General features: G+C 69.9%; 27 protein-coding genes. 16 read left to right on the plus strand and 11 right to left on the minus strand.

Annotated elements, in window-relative coordinates:
- The first annotated feature begins 24 nt into the window (after positions 1-24).
- From CHC09_RS34765 to CHC09_RS34775, 3 genes are read left to right on the plus strand one after another with little or no spacing between them, the layout of a single operon-like run.
- Complete coding sequence (locus tag CHC09_RS34765; protein ID WP_089297504.1) at positions 25-813, plus strand: metallophosphoesterase family protein; 789 nt, start codon at positions 25-27, stop codon at positions 811-813.
- Between the two features lie 56 nt (positions 814-869).
- A complete protein-coding gene (locus CHC09_RS34770) occupies positions 870-1472 on the plus strand; it encodes a DUF2975 domain-containing protein (RefSeq protein WP_179277412.1) in 603 nt (200 codons plus the stop codon).
- The gene (locus CHC09_RS34775) at positions 1472-1714 is read left to right on the plus strand and encodes a helix-turn-helix domain-containing protein (protein ID WP_089297506.1); all 243 of its coding nucleotides are present in this window, start codon (positions 1472-1474) and stop codon (positions 1712-1714) included. The genes CHC09_RS34770 and CHC09_RS34775 overlap by 1 nt, the downstream gene beginning before the upstream one ends.
- Before the next feature lie 76 nt (positions 1715-1790).
- Here CHC09_RS34775 and CHC09_RS34780 read toward each other — a convergent pair whose 3' ends face one another.
- On the minus strand, positions 1791-2849 hold the full coding sequence (locus CHC09_RS34780) for an alanine racemase (RefSeq protein ID WP_089297507.1): 1059 nt from the start codon (positions 2847-2849) through the stop codon (positions 1791-1793).
- Between the two features lie 32 nt (positions 2850-2881).
- Positions 2882-3775 (minus strand): LysR substrate-binding domain-containing protein, encoded by an 894-nt coding sequence (locus tag CHC09_RS34785; protein WP_089297508.1) that lies wholly within the window; start codon positions 3773-3775, stop codon positions 2882-2884.
- Positions 3776-3845: 70 nt separating this feature from the next.
- Between CHC09_RS34785 and CHC09_RS34790 the strand changes: the two genes are divergently transcribed.
- The 4 genes from CHC09_RS34790 (at position 3846) to CHC09_RS34805 (ending at position 8386) form a co-directional block, all read left to right on the plus strand.
- The gene (locus CHC09_RS34790; protein ID WP_089297509.1) at positions 3846-5021 is read left to right on the plus strand and encodes a thiolase family protein; all 1176 of its coding nucleotides are present in this window, start codon (positions 3846-3848) and stop codon (positions 5019-5021) included.
- On the plus strand, positions 5018-5677 hold the full coding sequence (locus CHC09_RS34795; RefSeq protein ID WP_089297510.1) for a 3-oxoacid CoA-transferase subunit A: 660 nt from the start codon (positions 5018-5020) through the stop codon (positions 5675-5677). The genes CHC09_RS34790 and CHC09_RS34795 overlap by 4 nt, the downstream gene beginning before the upstream one ends.
- 150 nt (positions 5678-5827) lie before the next feature.
- Positions 5828-6466, plus strand: coding sequence for a 3-oxoacid CoA-transferase subunit B (locus CHC09_RS34800; protein WP_089297511.1), 639 nt, complete (start codon positions 5828-5830; stop codon positions 6464-6466).
- A 159-nt stretch (positions 6467-6625) separates the two neighbouring features.
- On the plus strand, positions 6626-8386 hold the full coding sequence (locus CHC09_RS34805; RefSeq protein WP_239138695.1) for a carbohydrate-binding module family 20 domain-containing protein: 1761 nt from the start codon (positions 6626-6628) through the stop codon (positions 8384-8386).
- A 33-nt stretch (positions 8387-8419) separates the two neighbouring features.
- Here CHC09_RS34805 and CHC09_RS34810 read toward each other — a convergent pair whose 3' ends face one another.
- A complete protein-coding gene (locus CHC09_RS34810; RefSeq protein ID WP_239138694.1) occupies positions 8420-10120 on the minus strand; it encodes a SulP family inorganic anion transporter in 1701 nt (566 codons plus the stop codon).
- Between the two features lie 166 nt (positions 10121-10286).
- Here CHC09_RS34810 and CHC09_RS34815 point away from each other — a divergent pair, with 166 nt between their 5' ends.
- From CHC09_RS34815 to CHC09_RS34825, 3 genes are read left to right on the plus strand one after another with little or no spacing between them, the layout of a single operon-like run.
- Positions 10287-11486, plus strand: a complete 1200-nt coding sequence (locus CHC09_RS34815) for a cytochrome P450 (protein ID WP_239138693.1) — start codon at positions 10287-10289, stop codon at positions 11484-11486.
- Between the two features lie 11 nt (positions 11487-11497).
- Positions 11498-11695: a ferredoxin gene (locus CHC09_RS34820; protein WP_089297512.1), complete on the plus strand. Its 198-nt coding sequence runs from the start codon at positions 11498-11500 to the stop codon at positions 11693-11695.
- A 37-nt stretch (positions 11696-11732) separates the two neighbouring features.
- Positions 11733-12554 carry an SDR family oxidoreductase gene (locus tag CHC09_RS34825; protein ID WP_089297513.1) on the plus strand — a complete coding sequence of 274 codons (822 nt, stop codon included), beginning with the start codon at positions 11733-11735 and terminating at the stop codon, positions 12552-12554.
- 3 nt (positions 12555-12557) lie between these two features.
- Here the strand turns inward: CHC09_RS34825 and CHC09_RS34830 are convergent, their stop codons facing one another.
- Positions 12558-13247: an alpha/beta fold hydrolase gene (locus CHC09_RS34830; protein ID WP_089297514.1), complete on the minus strand. Its 690-nt coding sequence runs from the start codon at positions 13245-13247 to the stop codon at positions 12558-12560.
- 69 nt (positions 13248-13316) lie between these two features.
- Here CHC09_RS34830 and CHC09_RS34835 point away from each other — a divergent pair, with 69 nt between their 5' ends.
- The 6 genes from CHC09_RS34835 to CHC09_RS34860 all read left to right on the plus strand — a co-directional run bounded on the left by CHC09_RS34835 (position 13317) and on the right by CHC09_RS34860 (position 18520).
- Entirely contained in the window at positions 13317-13934 is a 618-nt protein-coding gene (locus tag CHC09_RS34835; protein ID WP_089297515.1) for a TetR/AcrR family transcriptional regulator, read from the plus strand.
- A gap of 10 nt (positions 13935-13944) precedes the next feature.
- Positions 13945-14727 (plus strand): carbon-nitrogen hydrolase family protein, encoded by a 783-nt coding sequence (locus CHC09_RS34840; protein WP_089297559.1) that lies wholly within the window; start codon positions 13945-13947, stop codon positions 14725-14727.
- Between the two features lie 30 nt (positions 14728-14757).
- Positions 14758-15687: a TIGR03619 family F420-dependent LLM class oxidoreductase gene (locus CHC09_RS34845; RefSeq protein WP_089297516.1), complete on the plus strand. Its 930-nt coding sequence runs from the start codon at positions 14758-14760 to the stop codon at positions 15685-15687.
- Positions 15688-15932: 245 nt separating this feature from the next.
- Complete coding sequence (locus CHC09_RS34850; RefSeq protein WP_089297517.1) at positions 15933-17123, plus strand: barstar family protein; 1191 nt, start codon at positions 15933-15935, stop codon at positions 17121-17123.
- Positions 17124-17170: 47 nt separating this feature from the next.
- Positions 17171-17758, plus strand: a complete 588-nt coding sequence (locus tag CHC09_RS34855) for a hypothetical protein (protein ID WP_089297518.1) — start codon at positions 17171-17173, stop codon at positions 17756-17758.
- 72 nt (positions 17759-17830) lie between these two features.
- Entirely contained in the window at positions 17831-18520 is a 690-nt protein-coding gene (locus CHC09_RS34860; protein WP_373871989.1) for an alpha/beta fold hydrolase, read from the plus strand.
- 164 nt (positions 18521-18684) lie between these two features.
- Here the strand turns inward: CHC09_RS34860 and CHC09_RS34865 are convergent, their stop codons facing one another.
- The 7 genes from CHC09_RS34865 to CHC09_RS34895 form a co-directional block, all read right to left on the minus strand.
- On the minus strand, positions 18685-19647 hold the full coding sequence (locus CHC09_RS34865; protein ID WP_179277413.1) for a LacI family DNA-binding transcriptional regulator: 963 nt from the start codon (positions 19645-19647) through the stop codon (positions 18685-18687).
- An 85-nt stretch (positions 19648-19732) separates the two neighbouring features.
- Entirely contained in the window at positions 19733-20296 is a 564-nt protein-coding gene (locus CHC09_RS34870) for a hypothetical protein (RefSeq protein WP_089297520.1), read from the minus strand.
- Between the two features lie 46 nt (positions 20297-20342).
- Positions 20343-20675 carry a hypothetical protein gene (locus CHC09_RS34875; protein WP_089297521.1) on the minus strand — a complete coding sequence of 111 codons (333 nt, stop codon included), beginning with the start codon at positions 20673-20675 and terminating at the stop codon, positions 20343-20345.
- A 47-nt stretch (positions 20676-20722) separates the two neighbouring features.
- Complete coding sequence (locus CHC09_RS34880; protein WP_089297522.1) at positions 20723-21193, minus strand: GNAT family N-acetyltransferase; 471 nt, start codon at positions 21191-21193, stop codon at positions 20723-20725.
- Positions 21190-21609, minus strand: coding sequence for a GNAT family N-acetyltransferase (locus CHC09_RS34885; RefSeq protein WP_239138696.1), 420 nt, complete (start codon positions 21607-21609; stop codon positions 21190-21192). The genes CHC09_RS34880 and CHC09_RS34885 overlap by 4 nt, the downstream gene beginning before the upstream one ends.
- Positions 21610-21783: 174 nt before the next feature.
- Positions 21784-25062 carry a discoidin domain-containing protein gene (locus CHC09_RS34890; protein ID WP_089297524.1) on the minus strand — a complete coding sequence of 1093 codons (3279 nt, stop codon included), beginning with the start codon at positions 25060-25062 and terminating at the stop codon, positions 21784-21786.
- Complete coding sequence (locus CHC09_RS34895) at positions 25059-26462, minus strand: family 43 glycosylhydrolase (RefSeq protein ID WP_089297525.1); 1404 nt, start codon at positions 26460-26462, stop codon at positions 25059-25061. The genes CHC09_RS34890 and CHC09_RS34895 overlap by 4 nt, the downstream gene beginning before the upstream one ends.
- Positions 26463-26466 lie beyond the last annotated feature (4 nt).

Below are 26466 nucleotides of genomic sequence, written 5' to 3' on the forward strand. Positions count from 1 at the left end.
GCCGGCCGGTCCTAGGATCATGGGGTGCCCAGGCTGGACCGCATCGCGCTGATCTCCGACGTCCACGGCAACCTGACCGCGCTGGAAGCGGTGCTGGCCGACATCGACGCCCGCGGCATCGAACAGATCTACAACCTTGGCGATTACGTCGGCAAGGGCCCGCGTGGGCGTGAGGTGGTCGACCTGTGCCGGCGGCGGTGCGCGGTCAACATCCTCGGCAACTGGGACGATTTCCTGCCCGACCCGGCCCGGACCTACGACACCGAGGGGATGCGCTGGTGGCTGGCGCAGCTCGGGGAGGGGCAGGGGGAGTGGCTGCGCGGCCTGCCGTTCTGTCATGACTTCTGGCTCAGCGGGCGGCGGGTCCGGCTCTTCCACGCGTCCGCGTCGAGCGTGCACAACCGGGTGCGGTTCGACCACGACGAGGCGGAGTTCCTCGGCATGTTCGCCAACACCCCGGCGACCGGTTCCGGCCCCGAGCCGGTCGTCGTCGGGTACGGCGACACCCACGACCCGTTCTACGAGGTCGGTACGGACGGTCGCACCCTGTTCAACACCGGTTCGGTCGGCAACGCGATGGAGGACGCCACTCCGGTCTACGTCATTCTCGAAGGAGTTCTCGGCGCCGAGACGCCCGCGTCGTTCTCCGTCCAGTTCGTCCGCGTGCCGTACGACGTCGAGGCCGAGCTGGCCGAGGCCGCCCGCCTGGGCATGCCCGAACTGGCCGAGTACACCTCGGAGCTGCGCCACGGGATCTACCGCGGCAGGATGCACGACCCGGCCGGCCCGCCCTATCACCGGCGGGGAGGTTGACAAACCTCGCCGCGTTATCGAATATCGATACATCGACTATCGATATGGGGGCACGGATGAGGCTCATCGACAACCTGCGCCGGCCTGACTGGCTGGACGAGCTGCACAGCCTGCTGCTGTTCGCGGTGACCGGGACCGGTCTCGCCGTCGTCGGCGGTGTGATCGCGACGCTGTCCGGCCGGGCGCTCGAGGTGGACGTCGCGAGCGACGGAGCGTTGCGTCCCGACGCGCTGGTCGGCGCGCCGCCCGGGGTGAGCCTCGGCAACGTCCTGCACCTGCGGGTCGAGGATCCGGACGGCGCCCAGCTGACCTGGGCGATCCTGACGACGCTGCCCCGGCAGCTGCTGATCCTGGCGGCGCTGGTGCTGCTGTGGCGCTCGGTCGGCCGCGCACGCCGCGAAGATCCGTTCGGGCCGGGGATGGCCGGCGGGTTCCGGCGGCTCGGCCTGCTGCTGGTCGTCGGCGGCCCGGTGGTCTGGGTGGTGGAGTTCGTCGCCCGGTTCGCGCTCAGCGGCACCGCCGGGGTCGGCGGGACGTACGCGAGCATGGACTTCCTGGTGCCGTTCGCGTGGCTGTTCTGCGGCTTCGGAGCGTTCGCGATCGGCGAGGTCCTGCGTCGCGGGCGGATGCTGCGCGCCGAACTCGACGGGGTGGTGTGATGCCGCCGGAGGACGACCACCGGGTCGAGGTGCACCTCGACAAGCTGCTGGCCGAGCGGGGGATCACGCTGACCGAGCTGGCCGACCGGGTCGGCATCACCCTGGCGAACCTCTCCGTCCTCAAGAACGGGCGGGCGCGGGCGGTTCGGTTCAGCACCCTCACCGCCCTGTGCGACGTGCTGCGATGCCAGCCCGGCGAGCTGTTCACCGTGCGCCGGGAGGAACGGCCGCCGGGTCCGTGACGGTGCGGCTCGCCGCGACCAGCCTGAAGAGGCGGCCGGCGAGGCGGTGTGAACGATCTTGAGGCTGTTGCGGTCCTCAGGTGTTGGCGCCGCGGGCGGCGACCGGCCAGCGGTCGACCTCGGTGCCGCCCGAGACGACGATCAGCTCGTCGGCCAGGTTGACGGTGGCGCAGACGTGGTTCGGGACCACCCGGAGGACCTCGCCGAGGTGTGGGACCGGAGCGCCGTCGGGAAGCACCACCGTGGCGTGGTGTTCGGAGAGGGCGGTGATCCGGGCGTCCGGGTGGTCGAGGAGGCGGCCGCCGCCCGTCGCCCAGACCTGCTGGTCGGCGCCGAGAACCTTGCTGCCGGCGTCAAGGATGATCTTCTGGCCGGAGCGGCTGACCACGGTGGACGCCACGCTCAGGGCGATCTCGTCCCAGGTGCAGGTGCCCAGCTCGAGCTGCTGCGCGTCGCCGAAGACGTAGACGCCCGGGCGCAGCTCGGTGAGCGTGCCGCCGGTCAGGGCCGCCGTCGGGGTGGAACCGCCGCTGCGGACGGCCGCCTCCAGGCCCTCGGCGGTCACCGCGCCGGCGGCCGCTTCCAGGGCCGCGGCCTCGTCGTCGGCGGCCTGCTTCTGGCGGCCGGGGCCGTAGCCGTGCCCGGGGAAGGTGAAGATTCCGCGTACGGAGAGTCCGGCGCGCTGGGCCGCGACGGCGACGCCGCCGGCCGCCTCGGGCGCCACGCCGCTGCGGTGATGCCCGCTGTCCACCTCGATCAGGACCTCCAGGCCGGGCAGCACCCGGGCCAGGGCCTGCGCGCTCTGCGCGGAGTCGACGCCGACCCGCAGCGCGACCCGGTCGGCGAGGGCCCGCAGGCGGGCGGCCCGTTGCGGCGAGGGCCAGACGGGGTACGCGATGAACAGGTCGGACAGGCCACCATCGGCGAAGATCTCTGCCTCGCTGACGGTGGCCACGGTCAGGCCGGTCGCGCCCAGCTCGACCTGGCGGCGAGCGATCTCGACACACTTGTGGGTCTTCGCGTGCGGGCGCAGCGCGAGACCGAGCCCGGCGGTGTGCGCGGCCATGGCCCGCAGGTTGCGGTCGAGAACGTCCGCGTCGACGGTCACGCAGGGCGTGGGCAGATCAGCGAGCAAGGCGGCCTCTCGGGGGTGTCACGGTCCCTCAATTAAAGATCATCGGTTCTGAGCAGCGCGATGATCCCGGCGACCTCGCGGACGGCGGGGGAGGACTCCCGAGCTCGGGTGGCGATCGCCAGGTCGACGGTGACCGGGCGGGCCAGCGGGACGTAGGCGACGCCGTCGAGGGCGAGGCTGCGGACCGGCTCGGGGACCAGGGCGACGCCCAGCCCGGCGGCGACGAAGACGACCAGCGTGGCGGTCTCGCCCACCTCCATGATCGAAGCCGGCTGGAAACCGGCGGCGGCGCAGGCGGCCAGGACGTGCTCGTGGATCGACGAGCGGTGGCCGGAGAAGTGCATGACGAACGGCTCGGCGGCCAGGTCGGCCAGCTCGACACAGTCCTGGGCGGCGCGGGGATGGCGGTCGGGCAGGACCGCGACCAGCGGCTCGGCGCGCAGGACGCGGACGTCGATCCCGGGCCGCGGTGCGCCGTCGGGCCGGAGCACCACCAGGTCGTACGTACCGTCGGCCAGGCCGTCGACCAGGGCCGGGCTGAGCAGCTCGCCGTGCAGCTCCAGCCGGATGTCCGGAAGCAGCCGGTGCACCTCGCGGGTCGCCTGGGGAAGCAGGTCGTACGTCGCGGTGCCGATGAAGCCGACCGACACCCGCCCCGCCCGGCCCGCCGCGACCAGGGCCATCTCGGCGGCCGCCCGGTCGGCCGAGCCGAGCACGGCGCGGGCGTGCTCGGCGAAGCGGCGGCCGGCCTCGGTCAGCTCGACGCGGCGGGTGGTCCGGCTGACCAGCTCCACGCCGAACTCCCGCTCCAGCTGCTTGACCTGCTGCGACAACGCCGGCTGGGCGATGTGCAGCCGCTCGGCGGCCCGGCCGAAGTGCAGCTCCTCGGCGAGCGCCGCGAACGAGCGCAGATGCCGTAGTTCCATGCACACAGGTTATCAATCGCGCATGATTCAGTATTGGTCTCGATCGGTCCGCGCGGCCTACGTTGGGGACATGACTTCCGCGTACCTCTACGCCGCGACCCGTACCCCGTTCGGCCGGTTCGGTGGCGCTCTCGCCGAGGCCCGCCCGGACGACCTCGCCGCGACCGCCCTGAAGGGCGTACTGAAGAAGGCTCCCGGCCTCGACCCGGCGGCGATCGGCGACGTCGTGTGGGGTTGCGCCAACCAGGCCGGCGAGGACAACCGCAACGTCGGCCGGATGGCGGTGCTCCTCGCCGGGCTCCCGGTCTCGGTGCCGGCCACCACGGTCAACCGGCTCTGCGGCTCGTCGCTGGACGCGGCGATCATCGGCTCCCGCACGATCGAGTCCGGCGACGCCGACGTGGTCGTGGCCGGCGGGGTGGAGTCGATGACGCGGGCACCGTGGGTGCTGCCCAAGCCGTCGAAGGCGTTCCCGGCGGGGAACGTGACCGCGGTGTCGACCACCCTGGGCTGGCGGCTGGTCAACGAGAACATGCCGAAGGAGTGGACGATCTCGCTGGGCGAGTGCAACGAGTTGCTCGGCGAGAAGTTCGGGATCTCCCGCGAGCGGCAGGACGCCTTCGCCGCGCGTTCGCACCTGCTGGCGGCCAGGGCCTGGGACGAGGGCTTCTACGACGACCTGACGGTTCCGGCCGGTGGTCTCACCCGTGACGAGAGCATCCGGCCGGACAGCAGCGCGGCGAAGCTGGCCGGGCTCAAGCCCTCGTTCCGCCCCGATGGAACGATCACGGCCGGTAACGCGTCCCCGCTCAACGACGGCGCCTCCGCGATCCTGCTGGGCTCCTCCGCGGCCGCCGAACGGATCGGGCTGACCCCGATCGCCCGGATCGCCGGTCGTGGCGTCTGCGCCGTCGAGCCGCGGATGTTCGGGTTCGCGCCGGTCGAGGCCGCCGACCAGGCCCTCGCCCGGGCCGGGATCACCTGGAACGACGTGACCGCGGTCGAGCTGAACGAGGCGTTCGCGGTGCAGTCGGTCGCCTGCGTCGACGCCTGGGACATCGATCCGGAGCTGGTCAACGCCAAGGGCGGGGCGATCGCTATCGGACACCCGCTCGGCGCCTCCGGCGGCCGGATCCTCGGCACCCTCGCCGCCCGCCTCAGGGAGTCCGGGGGCCGCTGGGGCGTGGCCGCGATCTGCATCGGCGTCGGCCAGGCCCTCGCCGTGGTGCTCGAGAACGTCGCATGACCGCGGTCTGTTGCGACACCGTCGCGGAGGCGGTCGCCGGAATCCGCGACGGGTCGACCGTGCTGATCGGTGGCTTCGGGCTGGCCGGGATGCCGGTGCAGCTGATCGACGCGCTGATCGGGCAGGGCGCCACCGACCTCACCGTGGTCTCCAACAACGCCGGCAACGGTGATACGGGGCTCGCCGCGCTGCTGGCGAAGGGCCGCGTACGCAAGATGATCTGCTCGTTCCCGCGACAGTCCGACTCGTGGGTCTTCGACGGCCTCTACCGGGCCGGGAGGATCGAACTCGAGGTGGTGCCGCAGGGCAATCTCGCCGAGAGGATGCGCGCCGCCGGCGCGGGCATCGGCGCGTTCTACTGCCCGACCGCGGTCGGCACACCGCTCGCCGAGGGCAAGGAGATCAGGGAGATCGAAGGGCGGACGTACGTCCTGGAGTACCCGATCAAGGGCGACGTGGCGCTGATCGGCGCCCACCGCTCGGACCGGATGGGCAACCTGGTCTACCGCAAGACCGCCCGGAACTTCGGCCCGGTCATGGCGACCGCCGGGGAGCTGGTGATCGCCCAGGTGAGCGAGATCGTCGAGACCGGCGAGCTCGACCCGGAAGCGATCGTGACCCCGAGCATCTACGTCGACCGGGTGGTGGCGGCATGAGCGAGCTTGCGAGCGAGTCGGTTGGCTCAGTTGTCAGCTCATGTCGACGCCGGAGCGCAGCGGAGGTGGCGGTATGAGCGAGCTTGCGAGCGAATCGGTTGGCTCAGTTGTTGGCTCATGTCGACGCCGGAGCGCAGCGGAGGTGGCGGCATGAGCCTCGACAAGCATGAGATGGCGGCTCTGGTGGCTCGCGACATCCGGCCCGGCTCCTTCGTGAACCTGGGGATCGGCCAGCCCACCCTGGTCGCGGACCACCTGCCGGCCGACGCGGGCATCGTCCTGCACACCGAGAACGGCATGCTCAACATGGGTCCGGCCGCGACCGGCGCCCTGATCGACCCGGACCTGATCAACGCCGGCAAGGTCCCGGTGACCGAGCTGCCCGGATCGGCGTACTTCCACCACGCCGACTCGTTCGCCATGATGCGCGGCGGCCACCTGGACGTCTGTGTGCTCGGTGCCTTCCAGGTGTCGGCGCGCGGCGACCTCGCCAACTGGCACACCGGCGAACCGGACGCGATCCCGGCCGTCGGCGGTGCGATGGATCTGGCGGTCGGCGCGAAGAACGTCTACGTGATGATGACGCTCTTCGCCAAGGACGGCACCCCGAAGCTGGTCCCGGACTGCACGTATCCGCTGACCGGGCTCGGCTGTGTCGATCGTGTCTACACGGACCTGGCCACCTTCGTCATCGCCCCCGAGGGCGTCGTCGTCCGGGAGACCTACGGCATCACGTTCGCCGAACTCGGCGAGCGGCTGGCGGTGCCGCTGCTGCGCCTCGACGGGTAGCGGCACGGGACGCCGGAGCGTCTGCGAGGTCTTGACGGGCTACTGGCTGATATCTATCTTTGCCGCAAGTGTTTTCAGAAAGTTTCAGCCCTGTTGCAGCAAGGTGCGTCGTCTCCACCGCCCGTCCCCGCATGCCCCGTATCCCCCCAGGAGGTCGATGTGGACTCCCAGCAGCCGGCCATGCCACGCCGCCCGCGGCGACGGAGGCGGCTCGCCTCCGTGCTCGCCGCCGCCACCCTCACCCTCGGTGTCGGCGGCTTCGGCGTCGTCTCCGTCATGACCGGCCTCGACGCCGAGGCGGCGCCGGTAGGCAACAAGGACGTCACCGCTGTGATGTTCGAGTGGTCGTTCGCCTCGGTGGCTCGCGAGTGCACCAACACGCTGGGCCCGCTCGGCTACGGCTTCGTGCAGGTCTCGCCGCCGCAGGAGCACATTCAGGGTGCCCAGTGGTGGACCTCGTACCAGCCGGTCTCGTACAACATCGCAGGGCGCCTCGGTAACCGGGCCGCGTTCACCTCCATGGTCAACACTTGTCACGCCGCCGGCGTCAAGGTCATCGCGGACACCGTGATCAACCACATGAGCGCCGTCTCGGGCACCGGGACCGGCGGCACCGTGTTCACCAAGTACAACTACCCCGGGTGGTACTCGAACGCGGACTTCCACTCCTGCCGCAACCCGGTCAGCGACTACACGAACCGCGTCAATGTGCAGGAGTGCGAACTCGTCAACCTCGCCGACCTGAACACCGGCAGCGACTACGTGCGCGGCAAGATCGCCGGGTACATCAACGACCTGGCGTCGCTCGGTGTCGACGGCTTCCGTGTCGACGGCGCCAAGCACATCGCCGCCGCCGACCTCGCGGCGATCAAGGCCCGGCTGAACAATCCCGGCGCGTACTGGAAGCAGGAGGTCATCTTCGGCTCGGGCGAGGCCGTGCAGCCGACCGAATACAACGGAAACGGCGACGTCCAGGAGTTCAGGTTCGCCCGCGACCTCAAGCGGGTGTTCCTCAACGAGAACCTCGCCTACCTGAAGAACTTCGGCACCCCCTGGGGTTACCTGCCGAGCGACAAGGCCAGCGTGTTCGTCGACAACCACGACACCGAGCGGGTCGGCGACACCCTCAGCTACAAGAACGGCTCCGCGTACACCCTCGCGCAGGTCTTCACCCTGGCCTACCCGTACGGCGCACCGGACATCAACTCCGGCTACGAGTTCAGCGACACCGACGCCGGGCCGCCGAACAACGGCACGGTCAACGCCTGCTATTCGGACGGCTGGAAGTGTCAGCACGCGTGGCCGCAGATCGGCAACATGGTGGCCTTCCGCAACGCCGTCCGGGGCACCGCGGTCACGAACTGGTGGGACAACGGGGGTGACCAGATCGCCTTCGGCCGGGGCAGCAAGGGCTACCTGGCGATCAACCACGAGAGCGGTTCGCTGACCCGCACCTTCCAGACGTCGCTGCCCGCGGGCACCTACTGCGACGTGCAGCACGGCAAACCGGCGAACGGCGGCTGCACGGGTACGACGTACACGGTCAACTCCGCCGGCCAGTTCACCGCGACGATCGGCGCGGGTGACGCGGTCGCCCTCTACGTCGGCGCCACCACCGCCAGTTCCACCACCAGCGCCTCGTTCCGGGTCAACGCCACCACCAGCGTCGGCCAGAACATCTTCGTCACCGGCAACCAGGCGATCCTGGGCAACTGGGCCCCGGCGAGCGCGGTGGCGCTCTCGCCGGCCGACTACCCGGTCTGGACCGGTACGGTCGCACTGCCGCCCGGCACCCGGTTCGAGTACAAGTACCTGCGCAAGAACGCCGACGGCAGTGTCACCTGGGAATCCGGCGCCAACCGGACCGCCACGGTGCCCAGCAGCGGGGTGGTGACCCTCGGCGACACCTGGCGCCCCTGACCCGAGACCGACCGCTCCCGGACGGGAACACCATCAGCGCGACCAGTCGGCGCCGGTGCGGGCGGCGTAGGAGGCCACGGCGTCGTCCAGCGTCGGGAAGAAGCGCGTGGGATCGATCGTCCGGGTCAGCTTGTAACGGTCGACCTTCGCGCGGACCATGGACTTCAACTCGGCGAAGACCAGCGTGATGCCGGCGGCGGTCAGCTCTTCGTCCAGCTCTTCCAGCATGTCCGCCGCGGTGGTGTCGATGTCGGTGATCGGCTCCGCCGCGATGACGATCCACGTCGGCCGCGGGTCGGTGCGGGCCAGCCGGCGGATGTGCTCGCGGAACACCCGGGAGTTGGCGAAGAACAGCGGAGCGTCGAACCGGAACAGCACCAGACCGGGGAGGTGCTCGGCGTCCGGGTACACCTGTACGTCGTGGTAGCCGCTCACGCCCGCCGCTCGCCCGAGCACCGCCTGATAGGGCCACCAGGCCCGCCGGAAGATGTTGAGCACGGAGAGCGCGACCGCCACCGCGATGCCGGCCAGCACGCCCAGCAGCGCCACGGCCAGGAAGGCCACCACCGCCAGGCTGAACTCCGTCCGGCGCTGTTGCCGCAGCCGCCTGAGGGCGGGCAGGTCGACCATCGACATCGAGGCCGCGATGACCACGGCGGCAAGGATGGGCAGCGGGAGGTTGCGCAGCAGGCCCGGCACGAACAGCAGGATCAGGCCGATGGTGACGGCCCCGACCACTCCGGTGAGCTGGGACTTCGCGCCCGACTGCTCGGCCACGGCGGTGCGCGAGGCGCTGGTGCTGACCGGGAAGCCCTGGAAGAGGGAGGCGGCGATGTTGGCCGTGCCGATGCCGATCATCTCCTGATTGCCTCGCACCTCCTGGCCGCTGCGGGCGGCGTACGCCGACGCGTTGGAGATCGTGTCGGTCAGCGACACCAGGGCGATCCCGACCGCGCCGCCGAGCAGCACGCCCAGGTCCGACCAGGAGACGTGCGGCACGGTCAGCCGGGGCAGGCCCTGCGGCAGCGCGCCGACCAACTCGACCCCGTTACCTTCCAGGCCGAACACCGAGACGGCGATGATCGAGACGACCACGGTCGCCAGCACACCGGGCACCTTCGGCAGCCACCATTGCAGCACCTTGATCAGGGCGATCCCGGAACCGCCGACGAGCAGCGCGGCCGGCACGATCTCGCCCGCCGCGACGCCGCGGACGAAGGCCGTCGCCTCCGGGATCAGCCCGTCCGCGTCCACGGAGAATCCGCACAGCTTCGGCAACTGGCTGACCAGGATGGTCAGCGCCAGCCCGCACATGTAGCCGATCCGGGTGGGCTTGGACAGCAGGTCGGCGACGAAGCCCAGGCCGGTCACGCCGGCCACCGTCATCAACACACCGACGAGCAGTGCGAGCATCGAACCGAGCGCGATCGCCTTGACCGGGTCGCCGCCGGAGCCGAGCACCCCGACGAGCACCGCGGCGATCATCGGGCCGAGCGACGAGTCCGGCCCCAGCACCAGGGTGCGCGAGGGCCCGAAGACGGCGTACGCCAGCAGGCAGAGCATCGTCGTGTACAGGCCGGTGATCGGGGGCAGGCCGGCCAGTTCGGCGTACGCCATGCCCTGTGGCACCAGCAGGGTGGTGAGCACCAGGCCGGCCGTCACGTCGCGGCCGAGCCAGGCCCGCCGGTAGCCGGCAGCCGTTTCGACCCCCGGCATCCACGCGCGCATCGGCATGCCGCAATCCTTGGTGGTCTGCCGGCGCGCCGCATCATCCATCGCTGACGAGCAGCCGCCTTCGATGTGACTTGGGACACGTCCGGGTTTTGTCAGGTTGGTGTCCAGGACGCGTCAGCCGGATTTGTTTGCATGGGTTCATCCCTACTTCTCGTTGAGGAGACCGATGCCCGGCGCACCGTACTATCCGATGCAGCGCGAGGCCCGCTGCCCGTTCGCCCCCGCTCCGGCGGTGCGTGACATGCCCCCGCTCGGCAGGGTGCGGATCTGGGACGGCAGCGAGCCGTGGTTCATCACCCGGCACGCCGACCAGCGCGCGCTGCTCAACGACCCGCGGCTGAGCATCGACGAGAAGCGGCCCGGCTATCCGCACATGACCAGGTCCCGGGCGGCGATGGCCCCGCACATCCCCGAGCTGATCACCAACACCGATCCGCCACAGCACACCCGGCTGCGTCGTACGGTCAACGCCCCGTTCCTGGTCAAACGCGTCGAGCTGCTGCGTCCCCGCATCCAGGAGATCCTCGACTCCCTGATCGACGACCTGCTCGCCGGCCCGAAACCCGCCGACCTCGTCCAGACGATCGGCCTGCCGGTCCCCACCCTGGTGATCACCCGGATTCTCGGCGCGCCCTACGAGGACCACGAGTTCTTCCAGGCCGCGAGCCACCGGGCGATCAGCCACGACACCGATCCGGAGGACGCCGCGCGATCCAGCCGGGAGCTCGGCGAATACCTCGGCGCGCTGCTGGTGAAGAGGATGGCCGAGCCCGCCGACGACGTACTGTCCGAGATGGGTGCCCGGGTCAAGGCCGGCGAGATGACCCACGCCGAGGCCGTCACCATGGGCGCCGCCATCCTGATCGCCGGCCACGAGACCAGCGCCAGCATGATCTCCCTGGGCACGCTCGCCCTGCTGCACAACCCCGGGCAACTCGCCCTGCTGCGGGACAACAGCGACGACCCGAAGTTCGTCGCCGGTGCGGTCGAGGAGTTGCTGCGCTATCTGACGATCGTGCACAGCGGCATCCGGCGCATCGCGATCGAGGACATCGAACTGCACGGCACCACCATCAGAGCCGGTGACGGCGTCGTCTTCGACCTGGCCGGCGCCAACTACGACCCCGCCGAATACCCCGAGCCGGACCGCCTCGACCTGACCCGCCGCGCGCGTTCGCACCACGCCTTCGGGTTCGGCCCCCACCAGTGCCTCGGTCAGTCCCTGGCCCGGGTCGAGCTGCAGGTCGCCTACAGCACCCTCTATCGGCGGATCCCCACCCTGGCCCTGGCCGTGCCGTTCGAAGAGGTTCCGTTCGCGATGGACGGGGTCGCGTACGGCCTCAAGTCGCTGCCGGTCACCTGGTGAGGGAGCGGACCGTGAGGATCGAATTCGACGAGAGGAAGTGCGTCGCCGCCGGCCAGTGCGTGATGGCCGCCCCGGACGTGTTCGACCAGCGCGACGTCGACGGCGTCGCGATCGTCCTCGACCGCGAACCCGGACCCGAGCACCACGACGCCGTCCGTGATGCCGCCGCGGCCTGCCCCGCCGCGGCGATCCGCCTGGTCCAGGCGTGAAGGTCGTCGAAGGGTCCCTGGCCACCGAGGAGACCCGATGAGTACGTCCGACGTCGTCGTCATCACCGGAGCCGGCGGCATGGGCACCGCGGTCGCCCGCCGTATCGGCAGCGGCCGCACGGTCCTGCTCGCCGATGCGTTCCCGGACCACCTGGACCGGGCCGTCGCCGCCCTGCGCGCCGAGGGCTACCGCGTCCTCGGCCGGGTGACCGACATCGCGGACCGGACGTCGGTGAACGAACTCGCCGAAGCCGCCACCGCGGCAGGCCGCCCGACCGCAGTGGTGCACACCGCCGGTGTCTCCGCGGCGACCTCCACCGTCGCCAGGATCCTGGAGGTGGACCTGGCCGGGACCGCGTACGTGATCGACGCGTTCGAGCAACTGGCCGTACCCGGCCTGTCAGTGGTGTGCGTGGCCAGCATGGCCGGTCACTATGCCCAGCTCAGCCCCGCTGCCGAGCGTGCTCTGGCGATCGCGCCGGCCGATGAACTGCTCACCCTGGACGTGGTCACGTCGCTCGGCGACGACCCGGTGGCCGCCTACATCGTGGCCAAACGCGCCAACCAGGTCCGGGTTCAGGCCGCGGCGCTCGCCTACAACCGGCGTGGCGCCCGGATCAACACGATCAGCCCCGGCGTCGTCTCCACCGCGATGGCCGAAGCCGAGCAGAGGTCGGCTTCCGGCGAACAGATGATGGCGATGCTCGACGCCTGCGGTATCGGGCGGACCGGAACGCCGGCCGAGATCGCCGAAGCGGCCGCGTTCCTGACCGGGCCTGACTCGCGCTACATCACCGGCACCGACCTGCTCGTTGACGGAGGCCAGGCTGCCTGGCTGCGCTGGCACCGCCCGCGGTAGAACCTAGGCCGCCGCGATCTGCGCCCTGACGAGCCCGGCGAGCGTCGCGGTCTCGGCCATCACGCCGATGTGGCCGCGACGGGGCACGGTCACGAGGCGGCCGTCGGCCGCGGCCAGCAGAAACCTTCTCTCCTCGGTACGGAAGGGGTCCCGCGCGCCGTTGAACAGCAGCGCCGGTCCCGGGTAGCGACGCAGATGCGCGACCGCGTCCAGGGCGGCCAGCTCCGACACCACTTCGGGCATCACCGCGCAGCGCACCCCGCCCGCGGTCATCGCGTCGGCGACCGGGCCCGGCAGGGCTCGCCGGAAACCGCGCGCGCTGAGCCGGTCGGCGAGCTCCGGCCGGCCGGCCGCAAGCCGCGCGACGAGCCGGAACGTGGCGAGGAAGAGCCCCTGCGGCTGGACGGTGCAGCCGCCCGCGACGAGGGCGGCGACCCGGTCGGGGTGCCGGCCGGCGGTGGCGATCGCCAGGTAGCCACCGAGAGAGTGCCCGACGAGCACGGCCCGGCCGCCGACGGCGTCGATGGCGGTCACGATGGCGTTCACCGCCCCGTCGACGGTGAACGGCTCTGCCCGCCGCTCCCCGTGTCCGGGCAGATCCGGAGCGGCGGTGCGCCCGCCGACCAGCGCGGCGACCGGATTCCACATCGTGTGGCTGAGCCGTATGCCATGGACGAACACCGTTGCGGTCATGTCACTCCTCCGTCGTCGGCCTCAAATGCAACGCAACGTTGCGTTGCATTTGAGGCTAGAGTAGCGGCCATGCCCATGCAGAGTGGTCCCCGTCGTAGCGCCGAGATCTTCGACGCGACCCTGCGACTGCTCGCCGAGCGCGGCTACGAGAGGCTCACGATCGAAGGCGTCGCGGACCGCGCCGGCGTCAACAAGACCACCATCTACCGCTGGTGGCCCTCCAAGCCCGCCCTGCTGGGCGCGGCGCTCGGCGGGGCACCCCTGCTACGGTTCGCCGTGCCGGACACCGGCAGCCTGCACGGTGATCTCACCGCCCTGGTCCGTGCCCTGGTCGACGTGCTCACCGAGTCGTCCTCGGCAGCCCTCGCGGCCGCCGCGCTCGGCGCCGCGTCACAGAACCCGGAACTGGCCGCGCTCGTCCAGACCTTCTTCGCCGACCGTCTCGCCGCTGAGCTGCCCATCTTCAGGCGCGCCGCGGCACGTGGCGAACTCCCGGACGGCACCGACCCGATGCTCGTGATCGACGCGCTCGCGGGCGCGGTCTGGGTGCGGGTGCTGCTGCGCCGGCTTCCGGTCGAAGAGGATTTCGCGGAGAACCTCGCCACGCTGCTGTGCCCGCGAGTGGGCACGTCACCGGCGGCGGGGGGTCCCCGTGACACCGATGGCACCCGTGGTCGTACAGGATGATCGGGTGCAGATGTCCATCGTGATCGCCCAGGTTCCCGCCGTCTGGAACGTCGACGCCAATCTGGGCACCGTGCGGGAAGTGCTCGGCCGGACCCGTCCCGGTGACGTGGTCGTACTGCCGGAGGGAATGCTGTCCGGCTACGGCGAGGACCTGACCCCGCTGGACACGCTGGACCCCGCTGAGGTCGATCACGCGGTCACCCGGGTGGCTCGGCTCGCGGCCGGCAAGCGGGTGCAGGTCTTCTGCGGCTCGCTGCTGCCGTGGAACGGCGGATGGTGCAACGCCGGCCTGTTCTTCCCGGCCGAGGGCGACCACCAGGTCTACCGCAAGATCAACCTCGCGATGAACGAACGCGGCCGCCTGCTCGCGGGGGACCGGCTGCCGACCGTCGACATCCCGCATCCGCAAGGGAAGATCACCGCGGGTGTGCAGCTGTGCCGCGAGATCCGCTTCCCGGAGCAGTGGCAGCACCTCGCGGCCGCCGAGGCCCGGCTGTTCGTCTACCTCACCAACGCCGCCAACACCCGCGAGCCCGAGGGCGTCTGGCGCAGTCACCTGATCAGCCGGGCAGCCGAGAATCAGCGCTTCCTCGCCTCGTCCAACATCGCCCACCCCGACCAGCACTGCCCGAGCATGCTCGTCTCCCCACGCGGCGAGGTGCTCGGCGAACTGCCCGCCGGCCGCTCGGACGTGCTGCGGCACACCATCGACCTGGACGAGACCGGAAGCTGGTACCTCGACCAGCGCCGACAGGACGTGCTGTCCCTGGACTACCACCCGCGTGACCTCTGAGGACCGGTCGCGCCCGTTAGGCTGTGGGTCATGCGGCTCGGGGTCACCCTTCCACAGGCCAGGCAGTACGATCCGGCGCGCGACGTCACCGAGTTCGCGCGGGCGGCCGAGGAGATCGGCTTCGACAGCCTCTGGGCCTACGAGCGGATCCTGTCCCCGGAGGACACCAGCGGCGAGCACGGCCTGTACAACATCCCGGACCTGCCCTGGCCGGAGAGCTACTCACACGTCGCGGACGCGCTGGTCACCCTGACCCTGGCGGCGGCCGTGACCCGCCGGGTCGAACTCGGCACGGGCGTGCTCGTGCCCGGACTGCACCTGCCGCTGCGGCTCGCCCGCAGCCTGGCCACCCTGGACGCGGCGGCCGGCGGGCGGGTGATCGCCGGGCTGGGCAGCGGCTGGTCGATCGACGAGTTCCAGGCGACGGCGCCGCGGCCGATCGCCGAGCGGGGCAGGGCGCTCGACGAGTTCCTCGACATCGCCGAGGCGGTCTGGGGGCCGGACCCGGTCTCGTACCGGAATGATCGCTACCGCCTGGCGCCGAGCCGGGTGAATCCGAAGCCCGCCCGGCGGGTGCCGATCTATCTGGCCGGTTCGAACCGGACGGCGCTGGGCCGGATCGCCCGCCGCGCCGACGGCTGGCTGCCCACCGCGATCGCGCCGCAGCGGGTCGGCCCGGTCCTGGCGGACCTGCGCGCCCGGGCGGCCGAGGCCGGCCGGGACCCGGCCGGGATCGGGTGTGTCTTCCAGGTCGCTGTGCGCAGCCTGGCCGAGGTGCCGTCACAGGGGCGTCAGCCGTACGCCGGCAGCGTCAAGCAGGTGGTCGAGGACATCGCGGCGCTGGCCGAGGCGGGTGTCGAGCACGTGTACGTGACCCTGGCATCGGCCGCCGGCGACCTCAGCGAGCTGATCGACGCCGCCCAGACCCTGCACACCGAGGTCCGCGCCGCCGGCCTCTGATCACGAACGGTCAACCGGCGACGATCGCCTGTCAACCGGCCGAGCGGGACAGCCATGGCGTTCCGGGCTGAGCACGACCCGGCGGACCATGGACCGCGGCGCGCGGCAGCGGCCCGCAGGGAGCACGGGCCTCGCGCGAGACCGGCACGGCAACGAGGCCGCGAGGCCTGCCCACGGGGCTCCATCGGTCGTACCAGGGAATATGGATCTTGAAAGCCTGTTGCCGGTCGCTCTAAGGTCGGTGCGTGCCGATCCCCCTGCGCTGGCGGCTCCTCGATGCGGAGACCGGTGCCACTGCTGTCGAATGTACGGACATCGACGGGCTCTTCGTCGACCGCAAGTTCCCGGTGGAGCCGGCGTACGAGCGTTACACCCTGTTGAGCTGCGCGCCGGCCGGACCACTGCTCGCCGCGATCGACGGAACGGGACCGGCCTGGTTCGGCAACTTCCTCATCAACGGAGCGCACCTGGGCGGTCGGCCGGTGAGCGAAGCCTGCGGGCCTGACTGTTATGAGTGCTACTCCACGGGGGAGGAGTTGCTCGATGTCCGTGTCGTCGGACAGCGGCCTGCCGCGGACGGGTCCGGCCTGCTCGACGTCGACCTCGAAGGCCACCGCCGTGTACAGGACAACAATCGTGGCGGCACTGTCGCGCCCGCTGTCTCCGGCTATCGGCTGGCCGTATGGCCGGCGGTCAACGGGTCTGAACTCGAGACGACACCGGTCGGCGAGTGCCGGGGCATCGCCGGCCTGTTCCACGAGCGGCCGGAAATCTGGCCATCGGGTCCACCGGTGACCTTGCTGGGTTGCACTCCCGGGCTCACCGGATCTGTCCAGGCTGAGTTGGCACATGTGCGTGTCGACGGCACGGCCCACAAGATGGGCTGGGGAAGCCGTGTGCACGGCAGGGTTGTGGCCGTCGGCCCGTCCGCCGTCGGTGACGACCTGGTCGACATCACCTTGGACGCGCGGATCCCGGAGCCGCTGGCGGCCAACGACCGTCCGCTCTGGGACATGTGGCGTGCCGGCGGCCCCACCGGGCCGAACCTGTGGGCGAAGCTCGATCGCAGCGATCGCTATCTCTGGGTGCGAGCCGCCGCGGCTCACCGGAGGTACGCCCCGGACAAGCCCGCGGGCAGGGTTTACCACCTGGACGGCCGCCACGTCACCGACTTCGACGCCTTCTTCTGCGCGATCGGTGAGGCGATCAACGGCCCTGGCGGCTGGTTCGGCGGCGATCTCTTCTGGTTGCACGAGAACGCTGCCACCGGCGACGGCGGTGCGACCCCCGGGTTCCGCATGATCTGGCACGAGTCCGAGGTCGCGCGCACCCACCTGGTCCCCGGCTTCGACCGCAAGAGCTGGCTGCCCGCCGTCACCTTCGATGACCTGGTCCGCTACCTCGGCGAGGACGGCGTCCAGCTCGAACTACGCTGACGAGGCAGGTTGCCTGCCCGGGTCGTCGAAGGGATGCCACCACCGCCATGAGGATCACCGCAGGGCAGGCCGACGAACTGCTCACCCGCGCCTGGTTCGACGGTTACACGAGCGAGGTCGAGATGTACGAGGGGCTCGTCACGGTCGACGAGTTCGATGTGGAGGCTCGTGCGGAGGAGCAGGGCGACACCGAGATGGTGCTGTTCGGGGGTGGGCTGACGGTCCGGGGCACCCTCGATCTCAGCGAGGAGGTCCACTCGATCTATGCGGTGCGCGGGCCCCTTCGGGCGCGACGCCTGATCCTCGGAGACGCGCTCCTGGTCGTCGACGGCACCGTGGAGATCGACGAATGGATCTTCGGCGGGGAGACCGAGGGCGTGTTCGAGGTCGGCGGCCGGCAGATCGAGTCGGACACGGGCCACGATGCGATGCTCGCCGACCTCCAGGCACCGGTCATCGTCATGTTCGACCGCGGCCGCCGCGAGTTCGTGCTCCGTGAGAACGGCGAGCCACGCGAGATCAAACAGCTGGCGGCACGGGTACTCGACGACCTCGACCCCGACATCCGAGCCGAATTCCTGATCAGCGCCCGGCTGCGGGAACTGCTCCTGGCCGGCCAACCGATCTTCCGTTGACAATGGACCGGTCCTCGGTCCGCCGGTGGCGACAGTAGGGTGTTCTCCATGGCGGAATCGGTCATCGGAGCGATGCACGGGATCGACATCGACGGGGTGTCCCTGGGCTTTCGGGTCGCCGGCGATCCGGCCGGCCCGCCCATGGTGCTGCTGCACGGCCTCGGTGACGACGAACGCGACTGGCACACCGTGCTGCCCGCCCTCGCCGACAGGCACCGGGTGTACGCCCTGGACCTGCGCGGCCACGGCCGCAGCTCGCACCCGGGCCGGTACTCCTTCGAGCTGATGCGCGACGACGTCCTCGGGTTCCTCGACGCTGTGGGAGTCGAGCGGGGTGTGCTGGTCGGCCACTCCATGGGTGGCACGGTGGCGATCCTGCTCGCCGAGGCCGCACCGCACCGGCTCACCCACTTGATCCTGGAGGACACGGCGGCACCCCGGCCGGGTGCGCTGAAGCGACCACCGTTGGATCCGCCGGACACCCCCACACCGTTCGACTTCGCCGTCGTCAACGCCATCCGGGCCCAGCTCACCGACCCCGACCCGACCTGGTGGGAGCGGACGGCCGCCGTCGACGTCCCGACCCTGGTCATCGCCGGCGCGGAGAGTCACATCCCGCGGCAACTGCTGGCCGAGATGGTCGACCGGATGCCCGACGCCACCCTCGTCACCATCCCGGCCGGCCACAACGTCCACAGGGATCAGCCGGCCGAATTCCTCGCCGCCGTCGACGGCTTTCTCGCCGCCCGCGCGGTGCACTGACCACGCCGCGACCGGCGGGCGACCAGCACTGCGCACTTGACCACGCCGCGACCGGCAAGCCACCAGTGCTGCGCACTTGACCACACCGGGACCGGCGAGCCGCCAGCGCTGCGCACTTGACCACGCCGCGACCGGCGAGCCGCCCGGCGGCGAACGCGTGAACCTCAGCTGGAGCCGCGGACCGTGAGCGCGGTGGGCAGCCGGCCGGGTGACGGCAGCGACGGATCGAGCAGGCGACGGACCGCGGCGGCCGCCTGCTCCTCGACCGGCTGGTAGACCGAGGACAGGTCGGCCGCCTCGGCCAGGGTGCTGCCGTCGAACCCGACGACGGCGACGTCGTCCGGCACGCGCCGGCCGGCCTCGCGCAACGCCTGCAGCACGCCCATCGCGGTGACATCGCAGGCGGCGAAGACCGCGTCCAGCGTGGGCACGCGGGCCAGCAACTCCTGGGTGGCGGCATAGGCCGTACGCCGGGTGAAATCTCCGTCGGCGACAGTGACAGCCTGCTGAGCGGCGGTCATGACCCGCAGGAATCCGGTCCTGCGCTCCAGCGCGCACGGGGTGGCGGGGCCGAACACCGCACCGACCCGCCGCCGGCCGGTCGCGACCAGATGGACCGCGGCCTGGTGTCCGCCGCCGTCGTTGTCCGGTGAGACGAAGGGGATCCCGGGAGCGGTCTCGCCCAGGGCGACCGTGCGGCCGCGACGTGCGTAGGCCGCGCCGGGCAGCAGCGGCATGTTGATCAGCACCCGCCCGAACGGCGGGTCCGGGTCCTGTGCGGGCGGTGCGGTGACCAGCTTGAGCTCCAGCGCGAGGTCCTGGCCGCTCAGCGCCCGCATCGCGCCGGTCAGCACCCGCCCGTAGAACGGCTTGGCGCTCAGCGCGTGCGGGTCCGGGTCGACGACCAGGACCTCGACACGCTCGCGTCCGCCCGCGCTGACCCGGCCGGTCGCCAGCGCGCGGGCCACCCCGTGCGGCTCGAAGCCGAGCCGGTCGGCGACGTCACGGACGCGCTGGCGCACGTCGTCGGAGACGCCGTAGGCGCCGTTCATCGCTCGGGACGCGGTCGCTCGGGACACGCCCGCGACCCGCGCCACATCGGTGAGTCTGGGGCGCCGGTCCATCATGACGAGACGATATCGATCACCGGCTCCGTTCCGGAAGTGGTTAACCGGGGGTCGCGTAACGGAATGCGGGACACAGATCGCTCGATCACCGGCCGGCCTGTCCGGGTTGCCGCTGGACGTGGGCCGCGAAGTCGCGCGCCCGGCGTACATCGGCGATGTTCCAGAAGACCAGGGTCGGGGACGGCTCGGCGGACCAGGCCCGCCAGCCCGCCCGGGAACCCCGGGTGAAGACGTCCGTGACGCCGGGGAAGGCGCCGAAGGCCAGGCTGCCGGAGCCGTCCGATCGCTCGGTGATCACCGGTGGGGGCAGGGCCCTCAGGTACTCGGTGGTGAGCTGGTTGCCGGACCGGCCACCGTGGATCAGGACCCGGCTGTCGGTGATCGTGTAGCGGGTACGGCGGGACGCGACGGCGCGCACGACGAAACGCCCGGCGAGGAAGTAGAGGCCGGCGAGGAGGAACAGCGCGCCCCACAGGACGAAGAACATCGGTGCTCCGTCCGCCAGCACCCCGGTCTCCCAGAAGACGACGAACCCGAACCACACCAGGCTGAACGGGATGAGTAGCGCGTCGGTGCGCCGGAGCAGGCGGTGGTGCAGTGGGCGGCCCTCCCAGAGGACCCGTTCGCCCGGGAGCAGGTGGTTTTCCATGCGTGCATCGTGATCCCTGCCGGCGGGCGCGTCCATCGGCCGGTAACTACAGATAGGGGATTCCGGCCTCGGTGATCTGAGCCGCCAGCAGGCCGTTCGTCGAGCCGCCGGACCAGACCTCGACCCGACTGCTCGCCTGCCGAAGTTCATCACCGACGACCGGCGTGCCTTCTTCCCACCGTGCCGGCCAAGCACTGAAGCGGCGCACCTCGATGAAATGCCGGGTCGCCAAGGAGACGAGACCCGGCCCGAGGATTTCGGCCACCACCCGTCGCGACGGCGCCTCAGGCCATCCGAGTTCCTGAAGCGGTCGAGGCGAGGAGTCCAGATCACCCAGAATCAGGTACTCCGCGTTGTCCAGTCCTTCGCGATTGTTCATCGACCCCTCCCGGCGTGTGCCACGACGCTTTGTGAGATCACAGGAGCTCAAGGTCGGGTGTCTTCGAGAGGTTTCCGGAGGATGTAGTTCAGGCCGAAATCCGTCTCGCTAGTACGCACATCGATGTATCCGAGTCGCTGGTAGAACCCGTGCCCGGTGATACTGGCGCCCGTTTCCATGAAGTCGTGTCCCTCGGCCGAGGCAAGCATCTCGACATGACGCATGAGCCGCCGGCCTACTCCTCTCCCGATCGTCCGTGGCTGGACGAACATCGTGAACACCTTGTTGCCGTCACGGGAAACGGTGCCTACGACCGCCCCATCCTCAACGGCGACGAACATCTGCCGCTCGAAGGCGAGCTGCTCGATCCGTTCGACGGTGAAGTGTTCGCACATCAGCGTGATGGTCTCGTCCGGATAGTCACGGCTGTTGACCTCGCGCAGGCAAGACGTGATGATCTCACTCACCGCCGGGCCATCGCCGGACCGGAACGATCGGATCTCCAGCGATGGACTCACCGCTTGACCGGCAAGCCGAACGCGGCCATCCTCTGCTCCTCGTGCGCGACAAAACCCATCGCGCGGTAGAAGGGGTGCGATGTTCGAGCTTCTTCGGCATCGGCGGAGTCCGTGGCAAGAAGGAAGAACCGGCAGTGCTCGTAGCGTCGCTTGAGTTCCTCGACCAGATTGCGGCCGATGCCGCCGCGCTGGACACGGGGATGCACCAGCAGATCCTGCAGATAGCACACGGTCTCGCCGTCGGAGATCGTTCTGGCCAGTCCGAGCAAGGCCCCGTCGTCGCCCCGGGCGGTAAGCAACAGGTGCGAGCCGGCGAGGCTGCGCAGCAGCTTGTCGACATCCTTGGTGTAGCCGTACCAGCCGACCGCCGTGTACAGCTCATACGCCTCGTCACGCGCCAACGTCTGCTCCGCCATGATCTGCACGCACGCCAGGCTACCGAACCCACCAGCGGTCCCGACCTCCGTCGGCGCCGGACAATCTGGACCATCCACTATCGGCCCGGCTACACCTTCCACCGGGCAGACCGGAGATCCAAGGCCATTTTGAGGGGGCCGGTGCGGGCCCACCGGGTGGGCCCGCACCTCAGCTCAGCTGAACGCCTTCACCTCCAGGAGGCCGACCGAGGCGGCGCCGCTGGTCAGTGCGACCCGGAGCCGGGCGGTGCTGATCTGGCCGAACGTCACCTGGTTGTACTGGTTGGCGACGATCGGATAGCCGCTCGCGGACGGCACGTCGGCGTACGCGCTGCCGGTCCAGTACTGGAGTTTCCACGAGGCGGGCAGGTCGATGCCCTGGTTGTCGTCGAAGAAGTAGACCTGGGCCGAGCGTAGGGTCTGCGCCGAGGACCAGGTCAGCTCGGCCCATTGCGCGCCGGTGTTGGGCCACGTACCCCAGCGGGGGTTGACCGTGTCGTTGGAGGACGGCGGGTCGATCCCGTCGTTGAGGGCGTTCACCGACTCCCACGACGAGGTGTAGGAGGCGCTCGGCGTGGCGGTCAGGGCCAGGTTCGTTCCGCCGGTGCCCGGATCGGTGCCGGGCTCGGTGGTGCCCTTGCGGAACAGTTTGACCTCGGTCAGGCCGGTCTTGGTGCTGCCGGTCGGCTGGGTGAACTGGATCCGCAGCCGGCTCGTGTTGACCGCGTTGAACGTGACCTTGTTGTAGTTGGACTGCGGTGCGGTGGGTGTCTTGGCCTGCGAGGCGGCGTTGACGAAGGCCGAGCCGTTCCAGTACTGCACGGTGTAGGCGGACGGCGGCCGGTACCGGTTGCCGGCCCGGTCGTTGCGGAAGTAGATCCAGGCCTCGTCGACCACCTTGTTCGAACCGAAGTTGACCTCGTACCAGTCGGTGGCGTTGGTGCTGCCGTAGCTTCCCCAGAGCGGGGAGTTGGTCGGCAGCCCGTCGATCGCCGCCGCGGCCGTCGTGCCCGAGGTGGTGTAGGACGCCGACGCGGTCGCGCCGGTGGCCAGGTTCGGTGTGGTGGAGGTCAGGTCGACGCCGGCCTTGGCGAAGACGTCCACCATCCGGTTGCTGCTCTGGATCACGTTCTGCGGCGCCTGCAGGGACGGGAACGCCACGTTGTACGCGACGGTGCCGGTGCCGGCCGGGAAGGTGACCGCGCCGGTGGCCGGGTTGTAGACGAACCGGGTGAGCTGGTCGACGGTGACCACCCGGGTGCCGTTCAGGTAGATCGAGTAGCCCTGCGGGACGCCGCTGTACCTGACCACCCCGTCGGCCGGGTCGTCCCAGACCACGGAGAGGTTCGCGTTGCGGTAGCGCAGGTTGTTGACGGCGAAGTTGGGCCAGCCGATGTTGATCGGCGAGAGCTCGATCTGCGCGTCGTTGCGCGGGCGCAGCCCGGCCACGTCCTCGATGATCGTCCAGTTGCTGCTGCCGAGGATGTTGTGGTGGATCCAGGACCGGTAGGTGATCGCGCTGCCGTTCCAGTCGGCCCAGAACTCGTTGGCGTCCGGCCAGTCCGTGCTGCCGTTGATGTACTGCGCCCAGGTGTTCCAGTAGAGCAACTTCTTGTAGTCGTCGCTGGTCATCCACGAGTTCGGGTAGTTGCGCAGCACCGAGGAGTAGAGCCGGAACTGCACTGTCGAGTTGATCGTGGAGAAGTTGTTGCTGCCGGGGCTCCCGGCGGCCGCGGCGGCCGCCTTGTCCTTCTGGTTGGCGGTGTAGAACGGGAAGATCGGGTACTCCGCCGGGTCGGCGAACAGGCGCAGGGCCTGGCGGTAGTCGGCGGTGTTCGGCATCAGCCCGACCGAGTACGGGTAGTAGTTGTTGATCTCCTTCCACGGTACGAACGCGTTGGTGGACACGTGCTTGTGCTCGAGCAACTGGTCGGCCGGGTTCCAGAGCGTGTTGACCACACCGTTCTTGATCCGGTCGGCGAGCGTCTGCATCTCGGTCGCCTTCGTGGTGTTGCCGAGCAGGGTGTACGCGTCCCGGGCGGCGTTCGCGGCGGACCACACGTATGCGGTCTCGGCCCGGTCCAGGTTGCCCGAGCGCCAGTGGAACGACACCGCGTCGGCGTCGTTGCCGGTCATCGCGCCCCAGTCGTACTCGATCACCCCGTTGTTGTTGGTGTCGTACGTCGCGAGCTGGCCCTTCGCGTCCCCCTCGGCGTACCGGGCGAAGTTGTTCAGCATCGCCGGCTGCCCGCCGTGGATCTGGTACGCCCGCCACGCGGCCTCGGCGATGTACTGGGTGTACGAGTTCGACCAGTTCTCCGGGTCACCCGGGTTGTCGACGAACCGGCCGTTCGCCGAGTACTGCCCGACCGCCAGGTACGGCCCGTACGAGTACTCCGGGCTGCGCAGGTACTTCAGGTCGTCGATGTGCATCGGCTGGGTCAGCGCGATCGCGTTGTTGTACCCGGTGGCGCCCTCGACCGACTGCGGGAACTGGAAGTCCTGCCCCGGGATGTCCGCGTCGAGGTAGTTGAAGCGCATCAGCCACCAGCGGTAGTAGATGTTCTTCTTGATCGCCGCGTCAGGCACGTCGATGTAGGGGACGTTGTCGGCCCACCACTTGTTGTAGGCGCGGACGTGGGTGGCGAACGCGTCGGCCGGGGTCTGCCCGCGGTACGCGTTGTAGTCGGTCAGCGACGCCGGGATCTCGTTGGCGACCATGCCCAGCTGCACCTTGGTCGTGACGGTCGCACCGGCCGCCACCGTCACCGAACGGGTCAGCGCCCCGTTCGCCGCAGTGAACCCGTCCCCGGAGAACCGCGGGTAGATCGTGGTCAGGCTGTTCTTGACCGCCCGGGTGCCGGTCAGCTCCGAGCCGCTGACCGTCGTGGCATAGGGGGAAGTCGCGGACAGACTCAAAGAAGCGGAAGCGGTGCCGGTGTTGACCACGGCCAGGTTCGTGACCAGCACGTTGTTGGCGGTGATGTACCTGGTGACCTCGAGCCGGAGCGAGCCGCTGGTGTGCACGGTCTTCGCGTAGCTGGGGGTCTGTTTGCGCTGCGCGGCCTGCTCGGTGAACGTACCCGGCGAGGCGGTGATCGCGTACGCGTTCTGGCTGCTGATGTTGTCCCAGTACGCCGCGTTGCCGCCGAAGCCGATGACCGCCGGGTTGTAGGTGTACATGAACGCCGCGCGGCCGCGCGTCATCAGGAAGTTGCCGGCCGGGTCGCTGCCGTTGCGGGTCAGCAGCCGGTCCATCCAGAAGTCGGTGCCGGACGACTCGGCGTCGTAGATGGCCTTCATGGTGTCGCCGGTGTTGTAACCGACCGGCGGCTGCGGGATGGTGGAGCCGGAGAAGGTGGGATAGCCGATCGTCTGGGCTGCCTGCGCCGTCGCGGGCAGCCCCAGAGTGCCGACGACCAGCAGCAGACTCATGCCGAGCGCGCGTTTCATGCCTGGAAAGCCTTCCACTCGAGGACGCCGGTGGAGTAGCCGCTGCGCGAGGTGATCGACAGCCGCAGCCGCGTCGTGCTGACGGTGTTGAACGTGATCACGTTCTCGGTGTTCCCGGAGACCCCACAAGACGACTGCCCTGGTACGGCTACGTAGGCGCTGCCGTTCCAGTACTGCACCTGGCAGCCGGCGGGCAGGTCGATGCCCTGGTTGTCGTCGAACCAGTAGACCGACGACTTGTTGATCGACTGGGCGGTCGGCCACTGGTACTCGATCCAATGGGTGCCCTGTTGCGGCCAGTTTCCGTACGCCAGATTGGATCGGTCCTGAGAATTGGCCGGTGTGCCCCCGTTGTTGATCGCGGACAGGTTCTCCCAGGAGGAGACGTAGGAGGTGGAGGCCGTCGCGGAGGTCGCCAGGTTCGTCCCGGAGGAGGAACCGCCACCGACCGTCGGGATCACCTTCTGGATCGTGCCGTCGGCGTTGAAGTACATCTTGTCCACCGCCACCGACCTGCGGAAATTACCGCCGCCCGGGGCATCGGCGGTGTGGTAGACGAGGTACCACTGCCCGTTGAACTCGACCGCGCCCGCGTGATTGGTGGTCGACGAGACCTGGCCGAGCACGATCCCACGGTGGGTCCACGGCCCGAGCGGGTTCGTCGCGGTCGCGTACCGCTGGCAGGCGTAGTTCGAGTTCGTCACGCAGCCACTGGTGTCGTTGGCCGCGTACATCATGTAGTAGAGGCCGTTTCTCTTGAACATCCACGGTGCCTCCCAGTAGTTGGTGAGGCCCTGCGGCGTGATCACCGAACCGACCGTGTTGATCATGTCGGAGGCCAGCTTCACCGCACGCGGTCCCCAGTAACCGCCCCAGTACATGTAGGCCTGGCCGTCGTCGTCGACGAACACCGTCGGGTCGATGTTCAGCCCCGACGAGTTCGCGGTGCTGTCGCTGATCAGCGGGCCGCCCTTGGCGTCGGTGAACGGCCCGAGTGGGCTGTTGCCGACCGCCACGCCGATGTCCATCCAGCCGGCGCCGTTGCCATTGATCGAGGTGTACCAGTAGTACTTGCCGTTGCGCGGCTCCACCTCACCGGCCCACGCGTCCGCGCCCGCCCACGGGAACGTCGCGATGTTCGCCTTGGCGCCGTTGTCGGTCCAGGTGTTCGCGTCGGTGGAGGAGAGCACGTGCCATTCGCGCATCACGAAGTTGCTCGTGCCGGTCGGCGCCTCGTCGCGCCCGGCGTAGATGTACATGGTGTTGCCGACGACCAGCGGTGCCGGGTCGGCGGTGTAGATGGCGGTGATGATCGGGTTGGCGGCCAGCGCGGGCGTGGCCACCGCGGCGACCGCGGTGATCACTCCGCACGCCGCGGCCACCCATCTTCGGACGGACAACTGC

Origin of the sequence: Actinoplanes regularis (assembly GCF_900188005.1) — a bacterium.
Classification (GTDB): domain Bacteria; phylum Actinomycetota; class Actinomycetes; order Mycobacteriales; family Micromonosporaceae; genus Actinoplanes; species Actinoplanes regularis.